This window comes from Enterococcus asini ATCC 700915, from assembly GCF_000407365.1.
Taxonomy (GTDB): Bacteria; Bacillota; Bacilli; order Lactobacillales; family Enterococcaceae; genus Enterococcus_C; species Enterococcus_C asini.
The window spans coordinates 226349-243788 of sequence record NZ_ASVU01000001.1 but is presented as its reverse complement, the minus strand read 5'-3'; the positions used below and the strand labels follow the sequence as shown (position 1 = coordinate 243788).

At 43.7% G+C, this 17440-nt stretch carries 15 protein-coding genes; 14 read left to right on the top strand and 1 reads right to left on the bottom strand.

Annotated features, from left to right (window positions below):
* Positions 1-3: 3 nt before the first annotated feature.
* The 11 genes from walK (at position 4) to I579_RS01185 (ending at position 13325) form a co-directional block, all read left to right on the top strand.
* Positions 4-1833, top strand: a complete 1830-nt coding sequence (walK, locus tag I579_RS01235) for a cell wall metabolism sensor histidine kinase WalK (protein WP_010753020.1) — start codon at positions 4-6, stop codon at positions 1831-1833.
* Positions 1830-3140: a YycH family regulatory protein gene (locus I579_RS01230; RefSeq protein ID WP_010753021.1), complete on the top strand. Its 1311-nt coding sequence runs from the start codon at positions 1830-1832 to the stop codon at positions 3138-3140. Before walK ends, I579_RS01230 begins: the two co-directional genes overlap by 4 nt.
* Positions 3141-4001, top strand: a complete 861-nt coding sequence (locus I579_RS01225) for a two-component system regulatory protein YycI (protein ID WP_010753022.1) — start codon at positions 3141-3143, stop codon at positions 3999-4001.
* Between the two features lie 85 nt (positions 4002-4086).
* The gene (locus tag I579_RS01220) at positions 4087-4890 is read left to right on the top strand and encodes an MBL fold metallo-hydrolase (protein WP_010753023.1); all 804 of its coding nucleotides are present in this window, start codon (positions 4087-4089) and stop codon (positions 4888-4890) included.
* 225 nt (positions 4891-5115) lie between these two features.
* Positions 5116-5400, top strand: coding sequence for a co-chaperone GroES (gene groES, locus I579_RS01215; protein WP_010753024.1), 285 nt, complete (start codon positions 5116-5118; stop codon positions 5398-5400).
* A gap of 36 nt (positions 5401-5436) precedes the next feature.
* Complete coding sequence (gene groL / locus I579_RS01210; RefSeq protein ID WP_010753025.1) at positions 5437-7056, top strand: chaperonin GroEL; 1620 nt, start codon at positions 5437-5439, stop codon at positions 7054-7056.
* 204 nt (positions 7057-7260) lie between these two features.
* Positions 7261-8628, top strand: coding sequence for a Trk system potassium transporter TrkA (gene trkA, locus I579_RS01205; protein WP_010753026.1), 1368 nt, complete (start codon positions 7261-7263; stop codon positions 8626-8628).
* A gap of 2 nt (positions 8629-8630) precedes the next feature.
* Complete coding sequence (locus I579_RS01200) at positions 8631-10070, top strand: TrkH family potassium uptake protein (RefSeq protein WP_010753027.1); 1440 nt, start codon at positions 8631-8633, stop codon at positions 10068-10070.
* Positions 10071-10515: 445 nt separating this feature from the next.
* On the top strand, positions 10516-11529 hold the full coding sequence (locus I579_RS01195; RefSeq protein WP_010753028.1) for a TRAP transporter substrate-binding protein: 1014 nt from the start codon (positions 10516-10518) through the stop codon (positions 11527-11529).
* Positions 11530-11538: 9 nt separating this feature from the next.
* Positions 11539-12030, top strand: a complete 492-nt coding sequence (locus I579_RS01190; protein ID WP_010753029.1) for a TRAP transporter small permease — start codon at positions 11539-11541, stop codon at positions 12028-12030.
* On the top strand, positions 12030-13325 hold the full coding sequence (locus I579_RS01185; protein ID WP_010753030.1) for a TRAP transporter large permease: 1296 nt from the start codon (positions 12030-12032) through the stop codon (positions 13323-13325). The genes I579_RS01190 and I579_RS01185 overlap by 1 nt, the downstream gene beginning before the upstream one ends.
* A gap of 110 nt (positions 13326-13435) precedes the next feature.
* Here the strand turns inward: I579_RS01185 and I579_RS01180 are convergent, their stop codons facing one another.
* Complete coding sequence (locus tag I579_RS01180; protein WP_010753031.1) at positions 13436-14215, bottom strand: MerR family transcriptional regulator; 780 nt, start codon at positions 14213-14215, stop codon at positions 13436-13438.
* Between the two features lie 150 nt (positions 14216-14365).
* On the opposite strand from I579_RS01180, the gene I579_RS01175 reads away from it, so the two are divergent.
* The 3 genes from I579_RS01175 to nadE all read left to right on the top strand — a co-directional run bounded on the left by I579_RS01175 (position 14366) and on the right by nadE (position 17225).
* Positions 14366-14734 (top strand): DUF1827 family protein, encoded by a 369-nt coding sequence (locus tag I579_RS01175; RefSeq protein WP_010753032.1) that lies wholly within the window; start codon positions 14366-14368, stop codon positions 14732-14734.
* A 188-nt stretch (positions 14735-14922) separates the two neighbouring features.
* Positions 14923-16404 carry a nicotinate phosphoribosyltransferase gene (locus tag I579_RS01170; protein WP_010753033.1) on the top strand — a complete coding sequence of 494 codons (1482 nt, stop codon included), beginning with the start codon at positions 14923-14925 and terminating at the stop codon, positions 16402-16404.
* Positions 16401-17225, top strand: a complete 825-nt coding sequence (gene nadE, locus I579_RS01165; RefSeq protein ID WP_010753034.1) for an ammonia-dependent NAD(+) synthetase — start codon at positions 16401-16403, stop codon at positions 17223-17225. Before I579_RS01170 ends, nadE begins: the two co-directional genes overlap by 4 nt.
* Positions 17226-17440 lie beyond the last annotated feature (215 nt).

Below are 17440 nucleotides of genomic sequence, written 5' to 3'. Positions count from 1 at the left end.
CAAATGAAAAAGAAAGTTCGCTTTTTTCAATCGGTGAACTTTAAGATCGCCCTGGCATTTATCTTGATCCTGTTGATTTCGATCGAGATTATCGGGGCGTATTTTATTCGCGGATTGGAACGTTCGACGATCAAAAATTTCACGGACAATATGAAGGATCAGGCGGCAGCTTTGGCCCCTTCTTTTGCCAATGAATTAGGTCAAAAGGAAACCGATGAAACCTATGACAATATCCAACGCATTATCGAAAACAGTCGCTCCACAGACGTTGTCGAGATTCGGGTAGTGGATGCAAATGGCATCATCATGGGGGCGTCACCTTTGACGGACAACACGTTGATCGGCAAGAAAAATGACTATCAAGATATCAATGACTTAAGCTATCTGACTAAGACGGCTTATGATGAGGACACCAATCGTCGGGTCTTTATCGTGGTGCAACCGATTTTATCGACCACGGGAGACACGGTGGTGGGTGCCTTGTTTATGAAGAGTGATATCGAAAAACAATACAGTGAAATCCGTGATACCGCCTTTATTTTTGTGACGGCCTCCTTGTTAGCCGCAGCGATTTCCATTGTGGTGGCGGTCTTAGTGGCCCGCTCCATTACCCAGCCAATCGGGGAAATGCAGGAGCAAGCCATGCGCATCGCTCGCGGAGATTACAGTCGGCGCGTCACTGTTTACGGTAAAGACGAGTTGGGCCAGTTAGCGGAAACCTTTAATCAGTTAGGGGAGCGAATCGAGGAAACTCAAGATGCCATGGAATCCGAGCGTAATCGACTGGATAGTGTCCTTTCCCACATGACCGATGGGGTGATTGCCACGGACCGCCGAGGCAAAGTCACTTCCATCAATGAAATGGCCATGACCTTGTTGAATGTTAAAGGGGAAGAGGTTATCGGAGAGTCTATTTTGGAACTCTTGGGCATTGAAGAAGACTATACTTTGCGCAAACTCTTAGAAAAACCAGATGAAATGCTGATTCATCGGGAAAATCCCTATCGTGGAACGGTGATTTTACGGACGGATTTTGCCATGATTCGCCGGGAGTCGGGCTTTATTTCGGGGTTAGTAGCGGTAATGCACGACGTTACCGAGCAAGAAAAGACCGAGCAGGAACGGCGAGAGTTCGTTTCCAATGTCTCCCATGAACTCAGGACTCCATTGACGAGTATGCGTAGTTACATTGAAGCGTTAAGTGAAGGGGCTTGGAAAGACGAAGAAATCGCGCCGAATTTCTTGAAGGTCACTCTGGATGAAACCGATCGGATGATTCGCATGATCAATGATTTGCTGGACTTATCCCGTATGGATAGCCAGCAATCCAACTTGCAATTGGAATATATCAATATCAATGAATTGGTTTCTTTTGTTTTGGATCGTTTCGATATGATTATGAACAACGAAGAAAAAGGCAAGAAATACCGCATTCGCCGGGACTTTACCCAAAGAGAGCTGTGGGCTGAAGTGGATCCGGACAAGATCATACAAGTAATCGACAATATCATGAACAATGCGATTAAGTATTCGCCAGATGGGGGCACGATTACCGTGCATCTATCCGAAACCCATAACAATATTTTATTGAGTATTACCGACCAAGGCTTGGGGATTCCGAAAAAAGATTTGCAAAAAGTCTTTGATCGTTTTTATCGAGTGGACAAAGCCCGAGCTAGAAAACAAGGGGGTACCGGTCTTGGATTGGCTATCACCAAGGAAGTCATCAAAGCCCATGGGGGAAATATTTGGGTGGAAAGTCAAGAAGGCCGTGGTTCCACCTTCTACATTACGTTGCCTTATGAACCTTACGAGGAGGATTGGTGGGAATGAAGCGATCGGAAAAAATCATTCGAGTAGGGCTCATCTTTTTAATCCTGTTAAGTGTTTATCTCTCCTATGAAATCTGGCTCAGCTCCGACGCCCGCACCCAAATAGGAGATGAGGAAAACAACGTGGTCACCACCACGACTTATCGAGAAGCAGATGAAGTGTTTTTGCCTACACGCCTGATTTGGATCAAAGCTAAAGATGATATTCGCATGGGCACCGGGGAAACGCTGATTGACAAAGTCCACGAGCAAGCCTTAAAAGGAAAAGTTACCAATGTTAAGGAACGTACTTACAGCGACACCGAGGCCTTTATTCAAGCGGATGACATTTCAGAGGGCATCGAGCTGAATTACTTTGGGGCTTTCCAGCTTTATGAGTACGTGAAGATTTTTGGATTAGACATGGACTTAGCGAAGTTAGCAGAGGGGAAAGAGCTTTACTTTACGAAGATTCAGCTGGATTTTGCGGAAAAGCGCATTCGCTTTCTTAATACCAAACAGCATCAAATTGTTGAAGGTAAACTAGATTTAGATTTAAGTGGTGTCAAAGATGCGCTAAACGAGACCAAGGTCAGCTGGGTAAAGATGACCGGAGAAAATCGGGCCCAAGGATTGCAGTACGATTCCGATGAGCCGATTACTTTGAAGCAGTACAGCTACATTGCCTCCACCCAGACTTACGGTGTGTTCCGCAATGCCTTTTTCCAAAAGCCGGAAAACGTCAAGAGTAGTGAAGAAGGTGGCGATACGGTTTTATATGGAGACTCGGAAACATTACGAGTGCATGAAGAACAGCAAATCGTGGAATTTCAAGGAAAATTTACCACAGACGAAGAGGTAGAAGACGATATTTATGATCAAAGCTATCATTACGTGAATCGGCTGGAGTCCAGTATCGGTTCTTTGCGCTTCTTTGACCGAAGCAAGGATATCATTACGTACCGGACCTTTACCGAAGGGTTCCCCGTGTTTGGGGATGAATACCAAGGCGAAGTCAGCTTTACTTTGGAGGATACGGGAAGTGCTACACCGCAAGTTACCATTAAAAGTAGTATGAATACCATCCAGATTCCGATTCCTTCTGAGGAGACGGTTCAATTGCCGGCAACGAAGACCGTTATTGAAAACTTGCTGGCTGCCGGAGCCAATCAGTCCTTGCTTCAAGGCATGGTGATTGGTTATCAGCGACAAAATGTGAAAAATGCCGATGAAATCGTGGATATGATTCCCATGTGGTATCTCAAGTATGACGGTCAGTGGTATTCGGCAGCAGAGTTGCAGACCAAGATTGCAGGGGAGGGAAATTGATTGGATTTTAAACGAATCGAATGGATCTTTTTCCTAGCCTTTCTCGGGGTTAATATCTTCTTGTTAAGTATTTTTCGCTCGGCGCAAAGTGAGGTTAGCAATGTAGCGGCCTCTGATCAAAAAATCGCCATTGAACAACGCTTGAAAGCCGACGACATCAAATACGATGCACCATTGGAAACCGAAAAAGCGGAAGGGTACTACCTTAGTGGGGAGCCAACAGACCTGTTGGCAGCAGTCAAAGAGGCTCGCCAAGAAGCTGGGGATACCAATCTTTTACGGGGAATTACCATTGATGGCGACCAACTGACGCGCAATGTCAGTGACGGTTTTAAATTGAGTAATACCGACGATCTGGAACCGGCACTGACGAAGTTTTTGCAACAAAAGGGTGCCGTGGTCTTTGGCACGGAGTATATGTATTTGCCTACCCTGTCCATGACGGATGAGGAATATCCGGAAATTATGGCCAGCCAAAGCTTTGAAGGGATTCCTTTTAATGATCCTTCCAGTCGTTTGGAGTTGACCTTGGAAAATAGCGATGACCTTTTGAAGATTACCCGCTACACCCAAACCCATCTTTCAAACATTGAAAAATTACGGGAAAAGATGACCTTGTACTCAGAGCAAGATGCGATTGAGACTTTGTATATTAACAATCGGATTCCACCGAAATCAAAGATTGCTTGGCGCATGTTGGGCTATACCTTAAGCTTGCAATTTAGAGGAACCAATGTCTATGTGCCGGCTTGGTTTGTAGCTGTTGACACCGGTTCGAAAAATTACCAAATCGAGCGGGTCAATGCATTGACCAATCGGGTCTTCACCAGTAATTCTGTTCAAAAGGTGGAAAAAAATTAACGCACGGCTTATAATGAGTCGGACGGAGCAAGGGCTCCTAGAGGTAGTGAATCGACTGCCTTGGAATCAGGAGGGAAGTTTCAAAATGGCAAACAACGCCTTTAATGTTAGTATCTTAGCCAGTGGTAGTTCCGGAAACACCCTATATATAGAAAGTCCCAAGAAACGAATTTTAGTGGATGCCGGCCTTTCCGGTAAAAAGATTACGTCTTTATTGGCAGAAGTAGATCGGCGCCCAGAAGACTTAGATGCAATTTTAGTCACTCATGAACACCGGGATCACATTCACGGTGTAGGGGTCATGGCTCGGAAGTATCACTTGGACATTTATGCCAATGAAAAAACTTGGGAAGCCATGGACGGTATGATTGGTAATGTACCAGTGGAACAAAAGCAAATTTTCGAAATGGGCAAAGTCTTAACTTTTGGAGATTTGGATATCGAAAGCTTTGGGGTTTCCCACGATGCGGCGGCACCTCAGTTTTATCGTTTCCATAAAGATGGCAAGTCCTTTGTCATGTTGACAGACACGGGCTATTGTTCCGATCACGTGCGGGGAATTATCCGAGACGCGGACGCTTACTTAGTAGAAAGCAACCACGATTTGGAAATGTTACGCATGGGACCTTACCCTTGGAGCTTGAAACAGCGGATTTTAGGGGATCGGGGTCACTTGTCCAATGACGATGGAGCGTTGGTGATTACCGATGTAATTGGTAATAACACCAAGCGGATTTATCTAGGGCATTTGAGTAAGGAAAACAATATGAAAGAACTGGCTCATTTGACTATGGTGAATACTTTGAAAGAACACGATCTAGGCGTGGGGGAAGACTTTGAAATCTATGATACGGATCCAAATTACGCCACAGAACTTTTTGCTATTTAACAATATCGAAAAGAAAAGACTTGCAATGCTACTACGCATTGTGGGTCTTTTTTTGTGCTGCGGGAAAGTTCACAAAATCTTCATGAGTTTTTTGTGAGTAATTCGACTAAAAAACTTGCCAAGCCTGTTAAAAATGAGTATCATAAGTCTTGTGAGTTAGCACTCTTAATCGTCGAGTGCTAATAGCTTGAAAAGCAAACGAAAAAACTATTGGAGGGATTCATTGTGTTAAAACCATTAGGCGACCGCGTGATTATCCAAGTCGCAAAAGAAGAAGAAAAAACGATTGGTGGCATTGTACTGGCATCATCAGCACAAGAAAAACCACAAATTGGTGAAGTCGTTGCAGTAGGCGAAGGACGGACTTTGGAAAACGGTGAAAAAGCCGAATTGTCAGTCAAAGTCGGGGACCAAGTGATGTTTGAAAAATACGCTGGTTCAGAAGTGAAATTTGAAGGCCAAGAATATCTTATCGTCAACGGCAAAGATATCATGGCTATCGTGGAATAAAACGCAACACAGAATACATTATGAGGTGAAGAAATTATGGCAAAAGAAATCAAATTTGCAGAAGATGCCCGGGCAGCGATGCTTCGTGGGGTAGATAAGTTAGCGGATACCGTCAAAGTAACCTTAGGGCCAAAAGGACGGAATGTTGTTTTGGAAAAATCCTATGGTTCACCATTGATTACTAACGATGGGGTAACCATTGCCAAAGAAATCGAATTAGAAGATCACTTTGAAAACATGGGGGCAAAACTAGTTTCTGAAGTTGCTTCTAAAACCAATGATATTGCTGGTGATGGTACAACTACCGCAACTGTTTTGACTCAAGCAATCGTTCGGGAAGGCTTGAAAAACGTTACCGCTGGGGCAAATCCTCTAGGCATTCGTCGCGGGATTGAATTGGCAACAAAAGCTGCTGTAGAAGGCTTGCACAAAAACTCAACAGTGGTTGACTCTAAAGAAGCCATCGCTCAAGTAGGTGCCGTTTCTTCCGGTTCTGCTGAAGTCGGTCAATACATTGCCGATGCGATGGAAAAAGTTGGCAATGACGGTGTTATCACCATTGAAGAATCAAAAGGGATCGAAACTGAATTAGACGTAGTCGAAGGGATGCAATTCGATCGTGGCTACTTGTCTCAATACATGGTAACCGACAACGACAAGATGGAAGCTGTCTTGGACAATCCTTACATCTTGATTACCGACAAGAAAATCTCCAACATCCAAGATATCTTGCCATTGTTGGAACAAATCTTACAACAATCAAAACCATTGTTAATCATCGCTGACGATGTGGACGGGGAAGCATTGCCTACCTTGGTTCTGAATAAAATCCGGGGTACTTTCAACGTAGTAGCAGTTAAAGCACCAGGCTTTGGGGATCGTCGGAAAGCGATGTTGGAAGACATTGCCATCTTAACTGGCGCAACTGTGATTACAGAAGATCTTGGTTTGGAATTGAAAGATGCAACGATTGAAAGCTTGGGTCAAGCAAGCAAAGTTGTAGTCGACAAGGACAACACCACTGTTGTGGAAGGTGCCGGTTCTACGGATGCCATCCAAGCACGGGTTCAATTGATTAAAAACCAAATCGGCGAAACGACTTCTGATTTTGACCGAGAAAAATTACAAGAACGTTTGGCAAAATTAGCTGGTGGGGTAGCCGTAATCAAAGTCGGCGCACCAACTGAAACCGAACTAAAAGAAATGAAATTGCGTATTGAAGACGCCTTGAACGCTACTCGTGCCGCAGTCGAAGAAGGTATGGTTTCCGGTGGGGGAACTGCCTTAGTAAACGTAATCGATGCAGTTTCTGCTTTGGAAGCTGAAGGCGATGAAGCTACCGGGATTAAGATCGTGCAACGGGCTTTGGAAGAACCAGTTCGTCAAATCGCTGAAAATGCCGGTTACGAAGGTTCCGTGATCATCGATAAATTGAAGAATGCGGAATTCGGCATTGGCTTCAATGCTGCAAACGGCGAATGGGTCAACATGGTGGAAGCCGGTATCGTGGATCCTACTAAAGTTGCCCGCTCTGCTCTGCAAAACGCTGCTTCCGTTGCTGCTTTGTTGCTAACCACTGAAGCGGTAGTGGCAGACAAACCTGAACCAAACGTACCAGCTGCTCCAGCAATGGATCCTGGCATGGGCATGATGTAAGCCAAGCATACATTTAAACTTGTTCGCAAGGAGCAATCTTTGCGAACAAGTTTTTTTGTTTGTCAAAGCCGGTACTGACTAGAAATAATGGAGAAGATAGTAAATAAATGACAAACGAACAATTATCTATTATGAAAGCTAGTCCTCTTCTTCGAAATATGTTACAGTCAATTTAAAATTGATAAAGATATTGAGGCGAAGTGTGTGAGAATCGTAATTTTGGGAGCAGGGAAAGTTGGCGTAACGCTGACAGCTCAGCTAACCGAAGAAGGTCACGATCTGTTGGTTATCGATAGAGAAGCAGACAAGGTAGAGCGTTTAGTAGAGCGCTATGATGTTTTTGGAATAACCGGTAACGGGGCTACCTTCAAGATATTAGAAGAAGCAGAAGTGGCCGAATGTGATGTGTTCATTGCTGTCACTGAATCCGACGAGCTAAATTTACTAGCTGGTTTATTAGCCAAGCAAATAGGTGCGGTAGATTGTATTGTACGTGTGCGTAATCCGGAATATTTGGAGCAACGTGATTTTATGAAGAAAACCATGGGGCTATCGATGATTGTAAACCCGGAATTAGAAGCAGCCTATGAGATTCGTCGGATGATTTTGTTTCCGGCTGCAGTCAAAGTCGATACGTTTGTTAATGGCCGCATAGAGTTAGCCGAGTTTCGTGTGACGCTAGGGAGTTCTTTAGTGGGATTACCACTGTTTCGTTTGCCCAAAGTTTCGAAAGCAAAAGTTTTGGTCTGTGTCATTAGTCGCCAAGGAGAGATTATCATCCCAGATGGTAATGTAATCTTACAGGAAAATGACCGGATTTATGTAGTAGGGCAACACGATAAACTTGTCAAGTTTTGCCAAGATATTCACCTGTTTGAACAGAAAATCAATCGCGTGATGATTGTTGGTGGAGGTAGAATTGCTTACTATTTGGCGATTCAACTAACAAAACTGGGATTAAGTGTGAAAATCATCGAAAATAATCCCAAAAGAGCACGGGAGTTATCAGAAAAATTCCCTCATTTGACGATTATCCAGTCAGATGGCAGTGATGAGCTTGTGTTGAAAGAAGAAGGCTTGAGCCGAATGGATGCTTTTGTAGCGCTCACCGGTTTTGATGAGGAAAATATTGTTATGTCATTGTATGCCAAGCAACAACAAGTTAGTAAAACCATTGCCAAAGTGACACGCATGGATTTTGCTACAGTCTTGGAGCAGTTGATGATTGACAGTGTTGTCTCACCAAAACGGATTGTGGCCAATCAAATATTGAGCTATGTCCGGGCAAAGGATTTACAAGAAGAGGAATTGGGAGTAAAAAGGATGTACAAGTTAATCCAAGATCAAGTGGAGGCGCTAGAGTTTCTTGCAACGGAACAGACTTCTTTTTGTTATCGTCCTTTGAAATTGGTGGCAACCAAAGACAACGTTTTGATTGCAGCCATTTCCCGAGGGAAGCGGACCTTGGTACCAGATGGTGAGACGAAGATTTTGCCTGGGGACCATGTGATTATTGTTGCTAAAAATCAAAAAATCCAATCGTTGGAAATGATTCTTGAAGGATCTCGTTAGTTATGAATAAGAAAATGATTTTTTACATCATTGGTAAAATTCTTCAAGTGGAGGGAATCTTACTACTTTTGCCGGTTATCGTTTCTTTGATTTACCAAGAGCAAGTAACTAGAATTTACGGAGTAATCGCCCTTCTTTTATTGGTGTTAGGTAGCTTGATTAGTCGCAGTGCTCCTCGGGATAAGGACTTCTTTATTAAAGAAGGCCTCTTCATTGTGGGGATTAGTTGGTTTTTAATGGCTGTCTTTGGCGCGTTACCGTTAGTGTTTTCTGGGGAAATCCCCCATTTCGTGGATGCTTTTTTTGAAATTGTCTCAGGCTTTACTACCACCGGAGCAACTGTCTTAAGTGATATTGATCAATTGAGTCATGCAAGTCTTTTTTGGCGAAGCTTTACCCATTGGGTGGGCGGCATGGGCATTCTCGTGTTTACAGTAGCCTTCATCCCTTTAACCTCTGGGCGAACGATGCATATCTTGAAAGCAGAGATGCCTGGTCCCATTGTGGGCAAATTAGTCTCAAAAGCTCAAGTGACGGCCCAAATATTGTATATTCTTTATGGTGCATTAACTTTGATTGAAGTCTTGTTATTATTAGTTGGAGGAATGCCACTGTTTGACAGTCTACTGACGACTTTTTCTACTGCGGGAACAGGTGGCTTTACTATGAGTAACGCCGGTATCATCGGCTATCATAGTCCTTACATCGAGGGTGTCTTAACTGTTTTTATGATTATCTTTGGTATTAATTTTAATCTTATTTATTTGGCAGCTCTAGGTCGGGGCTGGCTTGTTCTGAAGAATGAAGAATTGCGTTGGTATTTAGGCATTATTGCCACTAGCACCGTATTACTCACAGTGAATATTCGCAGACTCTATGGTTCAATGGGGGAAGCTTTTCGTTATGCGGTTTTTCAGGTGGCTTCGATTATTACTACTACAGGATTTGCTACCACGGATTATGATCAATGGCCGATGTTTGCCCAAAACGTATTACTCTTGCTAATGTTTGTTGGGGCAAGTGCAGGTTCTACAGGAGGCGGAATCAAAGTTTCTCGAATTGTTATGGTGGCTAAAAGCGGATTAAAAGAAATTAAACGTATGCTTCATCCACATGGAGTGGTTACAGTGGATTTTGAAGGAGCTACAGTGACGGCTAGAACGCTAAACAATATTCACAGTTATCTGCTTTTGTATGCTTTGGTATTTTGTGGTGCTTTATTGGTTGTTTCTTTAGAAAATCTAGATTTTCATACGACTTTTTCTGCAGTAGCTACGACGATTAATAATGTGGGACCAGGGTTTAATGGGGTTGGTCCTATGAAAAACTTTGGCGATTTGACAGCTCTGTCTAAATACACATTGGCTTTTACTATGTTGGCAGGACGATTGGAAATTTTCCCCGTATTACTGCTGTTTTCAAAATATTTTTGGCAAGAATAATAACGGATTCTTCTAAATTAAGACAAAAACTTCTTACTGGTTATTAGTAAGAAGTTTTTGTCTCTTTTTTGCTTTTTTTGCCAGATTGTGAATCAAGCTAGTAAAAAATGGGGGAGGATTATTTTTTGAAAACCGTTTTGTGGAAATTTCATATTCTTTCACAAAATACCGCGACTGATTTTTGAATAACTATCTTTTTTAGCTTAAATTCAAAGTAAAACGCTACAATTAGCAATTTTTGGTAGTTTTTGGTCAATTAATGCTATTTATTTGATGAGGATAACTTGTTAAACTATGGTCAAGTTGAACAATGTAAACGCTTTTGATAGTTTTCTGAAAAATGTTTTGTTTTAGGATGTCCTATTGATGAGAAGCATTGTTTGCAAAACTTGTCCAACAGAAGATCAGCTTTTGATATGGATAGGATTGCTAAGGAGGAAATGTAATGAAAAAACAACTACTATCTGGTTTACTTCTTTCAGCCATGGGTTTGGTTGTCTTAAGCGGCTGTGGTACGACAGAAGCATCATCTGAAGAACAAATCGTATTACGCTACGCTTATGCCAGCAATAGTCAGCCGGTCATCGATTCCATGGTGGAATTTGGTCGTCTGGTGGAAGAGAAGACGGATGGTCAGGTGACGGTGGAGTATTTCCCAGATGGCCAGCTCGGTAGCGAAACGGAGTTAATCGAATTAACGCAAACCGGGGGGATTGATTTTACCAAAGTCAGTGGCTCCGCTTTAGAAGGATTTTCCAAAGACTACTCGATCTTTTCGGTACCGTATTTGTTTGACAGTGAAGAGCACTTTTTTGAAGTCATGGAAAATAAAGCAATCACTGATGAAATCTACAATTCCACGGAAGAGTTGGGCTTTGTGGGGATTACGTACTATGATTCCGGTCAGCGGAGTTTCTACATGACAGACGGTCCGGTGAATTCTCTAGCCGATTTAAAAGGGAAGAAAATTCGTGTAATGCAAAGTGAAACCGCTATAAAAATGGTGGAATTATTAGGCGCATCCCCGGTACCTATGGGCAGTTCGGAAGTTTACACGTCTTTGCAGTCCAATCTGATCAATGGGGCCGAAAATAATGAGTTTGTGTTGTATACAGCCGGCCACGGGGGCGTTGCAAAATATTACTCTTACGATGAGCATACTCGGGTGCCGGATATTGTCATCATGAACTCTGAGGTGAAAGAACGTTTAACTGATGAGCAGTATGAGGCCGTTTTGGCAGCCGCTAAGGAATCCACGGAGTTTGAAAAAGCCGTCTTTAAAGATGCAGTGGAAGAAGAAAAAGCCATTGCTGAAAAAGAATACGGTGTGGTTTACAACGATTTAGACACCACGGAATTCTTAGCAGCGGTACAACCATTGCACGAACAGTTTAAAAACGACGAAAACTACAGTGAATTGTATCAGGAAATTCGTAGTTTAGTCGGCGAGTCAGAGTAGGAGGGCCTTATGAAAACGATCCGAAAAGTGTTAGACAAGTGTTTAGAAGTATTTTGTTCGGCGTTGTTAGCCATTATGATCTTAGTCGTTTTGTACCAAGTCTTCACCCGAACGGTGTTGAATAACCCGAATACGGTCACCGAAGAATTCGTGCGTTTTGGTTTGGTGTGGTTGTCCATGCTGGCTTCGGCTTATGTGGTAGGCAAAAAGAGCCACTTGGCAGTGACCATGCTCAGTGACAATCTGACCGGCTCAAAAAAACGTTTATTGGAAATCGTGGTACAAGTTTTGTTCTTGATCTTTGCGGCAGTCATTATGATCTTTGGTGGTTGGAAAGCCGTTACGGTAACCATGGGCCAAGTGTCACCTTCCTTGTCTCTTTCCATGGGCTATGTGTATTTAGCCGTGCCTGTTGCTGGTGTATTCATGTTTATTTATAGTTTGCTGAACTTATTCGATGAACACCAAGAAATCGAAATGGAAAAAGAGGAGGTTTCATAATGGCGTTAGAAGCAGGGTTAATTTTATTTGTAGTTTTTGCCATTTTATTGATTTTGGGGATGCCCATTGCCATTAGTGTGGCGGCTTCCTCGATTTGTACATTATTGTTGGTAGTTCCTTTTGATATTGCGGTCTTCACTTCTGCTCAAAAGATGGTGTCCAGTTTAAACAGTTTTTCGCTAGTAGCTATTCCGTTCTTTGTCCTTTCCGGGATTATTATGAATGGTGGGGGCATTGCGGAGAAGCTAGTGAACTTTGCCATGTTGTTTGTCGGTCGGGTACCCGGTGGTTTGGCCCATACAAATATTTTGGGGAATGCCTTGTTTGGGTCCATGTCGAGTTCTGCGATTGCGGCTTCCACGGCAATCGGTGGGGTCTTGATTCCTCAACAAGTGAAAGCGGGCTATGATCGAAAATTCGCCACAGCGGCGAATATCGCTTCTGCACCTACTGGCATGGTGATTCCTCCCAGTACGGCCTTTATCATGTACTCTTTAGTTGCCGGTGGGGCTTCGATTTCTTCCTTGTTTCTAGGAGGCTATCTAGTAGGGGCTTTATGGGCTTTGAGTATCATGATTGTCGCGTTTCTTCATGCGAAAAAACACCACTACAAAACCATTGACCGCAGTGAATTAGGTTCAGTGGGGACGGTCTTAAAAGAGGCACTACCCAGTGTTATGTTGATTGTTATTATCATTGGCGGCATCTTGTCCGGCTTGTTTACCGCAATCGAGGCTTCTGCCATTGCGGTAGCCTACTCCTTAATCATTGCGATGTTTTTCTACAAAACAGTTACGGTAAAAGACATTCCGACGATGTTACGAGATGCTGTTCTGACTACCGGGACTATCGCGTTCTTATTGGCCACAAGTTCCATGATGTCCTTTGCCATGGCCTTTACCGGGATTCCTCAAGCAATCAGTGCGGCGATTTTAGGGTTGACTTCTAATAAGTACATCATTTTGTTAATGGTCAACTTGGTCTTGTTAGTCGTAGGAATGTTTATGGACGTAGGTCCGGCGATCATGATCTTCACGCCAATTTTCCTACCAGTGGTTACTAGCGTAGGCGTCGATCCGGTGCACTTCGGCTTGTTTGCCATTATGAATCTCTGTGTGGGTTCTATCACACCACCAGTGGGCTCAGGTTTGTACGTGGGGGCCAGTGTCGGCGGGGTCAAAGCCGAGAAAATGCTGCGGCCTTTAGTACCATTCTACATTGCAATTATGCTAGTTTTACTAGCCATCACCTACTTCCCACAATTGGTAATGTGGCTACCAAATTTGGCTTCTTAATGCAGTGAAATTTTTCATACGAAAAAGACGGCTTCCTTCCCAAAGTATTAATTGGGAGGAAGCCGTCTTTTGTTGTTTCACGTGGGGAGATACTACTGGCCACGTTTTTCTTATTTTTCGTCTACTTTGGTGTAATGGAAGATGATCTCTTTCAATAAGTTGGCAGAAGGCTGGCTAGTGCGGTCATTGTAATAAGCAGTAAAGCGTTCGTCGGCCACATACATCTCTCCTAACATCCGATGATAGGCTTCATTGTAAAAAGGGGCGGTGGTGGACAGCCATTCCCGGTGAGCCAAGAAGGCTTCTTTAGCTTGTGCCGAGTCTAAGTCTAGGGGCGTGCCCTGTTTTAGCAATGCTTCCAGATTGGCAAAAAGGCGAGTTTCCGCGGCTTGCATCGTTTCGTATTGTTCTTTGGTTAAGTGCTGCCATTTTTCATTGGAACGATCCACGGCTTCATCGCCGTAACGTTGGCGGATTTCCGTGCCGTATTGTTCTTCGTTTTGGGCGATTTTTGCGGCTTTAAAGGCTTCAAATTTTTCTGTATCACTCATGTTTTCTACTCCTTTGTAATAGGCCAATGTCTGCTCCAAATGTTGGAGCTGGCCTTTGATTTGGGTCATTTGTTGGGTCAAAACCAGGCGCTGTCTTTCCAAAAGAGGGGTGATGTCAAAGTCCGGCTTCGTCACGATCTCTTTGATTTCTTCTAGCTTAAGGCCAAATTGTTTTAAAAACAAAATCTGCTGCAGGCGATCCACTTGCGCGGGACCATAGATTCGATAGCCGGCGGAACTAATCCGTTTGGGTGGCAGGAGTCCTTGTTGATCGTAATAGCGCAAGGTGCGTTTGGTGACCCCGGATAGGGCAGCTAGTTGGTTGACTGTGTATTCCATCTGGTTCTTCCTTTCTCAATGACAAGCTTAGTCTACAGGTTAACGTTGGGTAAAGGTCAACAAAAATACAATCTTTTTTCAAAGTTTTATGTTATACTATTATTATAAAATAACCGTTTTCAAAAAATCAAAAAAAAGGAAGGTCATGCCATGAAGTTAATCGAATCACCAATTAATCGCAACTTAAACCTAGAAACATTCTATCCAAACATTACAAAATTTTTATTTGATCACACGTGTATCAAATACTACAAACTCTATACATTAGACCGAGTACAAATCATTTACGTGGACACTTACGAAAAGATTTACTTGGTCATGCTCGATACAAAGAAAAAAATCAAGCGCAGTGAAGTGGATACTGCGATTCACCGTCTATTGCATACAGATCGGGATCACGTACAGGTGGACGTGAAGATGAAACAACGAATGATCGATGCCGGCGTTACCTTTAGCCAAGCCAGAAAAGACATCGTGGTTGTTTCCATGGACGCTGCTGAGTCTAGCGTCGCAAGCTAACGAAGAATAAGGACAATGACTAAACCCGTCAATTTTGACGGGTTTTTTCTTTTTGATGAGAAAAATGAAAGCTTTCAGAGGCTTTTCTTCTGCGAAAGCTGCTTTTTTCGCTAATTCTGACGCTTTTTTGCTATAATAAAAGGCGAGTACAAGGCTGCGAGAAAATCGCGGCGGAGAGGAGTATTGACATGAAACATTATCCGGATGATAGTCTAACACTACACACGGATCTCTATCAAATCAATATGATGCAAACTTACTGGGAACTAGGCAGAGCCGATCGCAATGCGGTTTTTGAATGCTACTTTCGGGAGATGCCTTTCCAGCACGGCTATGCGATTTTTGCCGGCTTGGAGCGCTTAGTTCACTATTTAGAAGAATTGAAATTCAGTCAAAGCGACTTGGATTATTTGCGAGAAGTGGGAGGCTATCCTGAGGAATTCCTACAATACTTGGCAGACTTTGAATTCAAATGTTCCGTGCGTTCCGCCAAAGAAGGGGATTTGGTCTTTGCCAATGAACCCATCGTGCAAGTGGAAGGTCCTTTAGGCCAAGCACAATTAATCGAAACGGCTTTGTTAAATATGGTCAACTTCCAAACTTTGATTGCCACGAAAGCAGCGCGGATTAAATCTGTGATTGGGGACGATCCTTTACTAGAATTTGGTTCTCGTCGTGCGCAAGAAATGGATGCGGCCTTTTGGGGCACCCGGGCGGCTTACATTGGAGGCGCCGATGCTACTAGTAACGTCCGAGCGGGGAAAGTCTTTGGTATTCCAGCAAGTGGTACCCATGCTCACTCATTAGTTCAATCTTACGGTAACGACTACGATGCCTTTATGGCTTATGCCAAGACTCATAAGGACTGTGTGTTCTTGGTGGATACGTACGATACGTTGAAACTCGGTGTTCCTACGGCGATTCGTGTGGCCAAAGAAATGGGCGACAAGATCAATTTCTTAGGCGTCCGTATCGATTCTGGGGATATGGCTTACATTTCCAAACGCGTGCGGGAACAATTGGACGAAGCCGGTTTTACCGAAGCAAAAGTCTATGCGTCCAATGACCTAGACGAAAACACGATTCTCAGCTTGAAGATGCAAAAAGCCAAAATCGATGTTTGGGGCGTAGGGACGAAGTTGATTACCGCTTACGACCAACCGGCCCTAGGAGCAGTTTACAAGCTCGTTTCCATTGAAAACGATGAAGGCGTCATGGAAGATACGATTAAGCTTTCCAGCAACGCCGAAAAGGTCAGTACCCCAGGGAAAAAGCAAGTTTGGCGCATTAACCGCAAATCCGATGGCAAATCAGAAGGGGATTATATCACCTTGTGGGATGAAGACCCCCGGACAGAAGAGGAACTCTTTATGTTCCATCCAGTGCATACCTTTATCAATAAAACCATCCGGAACTTTGAAGCGCGGCCAGTCCTGACGGCGATTTATGAAAATGGCCAGTTGGTTTACGACTTACCGGAATTAGAAGAAATCAAGCACTATGCGCAAGATAGCTTGAACTCCTTGTGGGAAGAGTACAAACGGGATCTAAATCCACAACAATACCCAGTAGACTTGTCGACGGAGTGCTGGAACCATAAGATGGCTATTATGAACAAGGTCCGCAAGCGGGTGGCAGCTTCCAAAGAGAAAGGGGATAATGAACTGTGAGTTTACAAAGTGAAATTATCGCACAACTAGGGGTGAAACCGGTGATTGATCCGGAAAAAGAAATTCGCGTGAGTATCGACTTTCTTAAAGCCTACTTATTGAAATATCCTTTTTTGAAAAGCTTAGTCTTAGGGATTTCCGGTGGACAAGATTCCACCTTAGCCGGACGTTTAGCGCAATTGGCAATCAATGAATTACGGGAAGAAACCGGTGACGCAGACTACCGCTTCATCGCTGTGCGCTTGCCCTATGGCAGTCAAGCAGACGAAGCCGATGCCCAAAAAGCCTTGGCCTTTATCGAACCCGATGTCAGTCTTGCGGTAAATATTAAAGCAGCGGTGGACGGACAAGTACTAGCCTTAAAAGAAGCCGGGGTTGCGATTTCCGACTTTAATAAAGGCAATATCAAAGCGCGCCAACGGATGATCACCCAATACGCCATTGCCGGGGCCGAGGCTGGCGCCGTGATTGGGACCGACCATGCGGCGGAAAACATCACGGGCTTCTTTACGAAGTTTGGGGATGGTGGGGCAGACATTTTGCCACTGTTCCGCTTGAACAAACGGCAAGGCAAGCAACTCTTGGCTACTTTAGGTGCCCCAGCGGAGTTGTACACGAAGATTCCTACGGCGGACTTAGAAGATGACAAGCCACTAGTTGCCGATGAAGTAGCGCTAGGTGTGACCTATGACGAAATCGATGACTACCTAGAAGGCAAGACTGTTTCTACGGCTGCCAAAGAAATCATTGAAAATTGGTGGCAGAAAACTCAGCACAAACGTCATTTGCCAATTAGTGTTTTTGATGACTTTTGGAAATAAAATTCTAGTATTACTTAGTGAAAAGACGAACATTATGCAAAAAATGCGACAAATAATTGGTGATTTCCCTTTACTCGATAACTACCCTTATTTTATAATAAGGGTGGGAGTTTTGGGGAAGACTCCGTCAACAACGGCTAGAGGATACCGGATGGTTCCTCTTTTTTTTGTGCATTTTTTGCTAGGAATCCTTAAGTGAAACGAGGTCGAGGGCT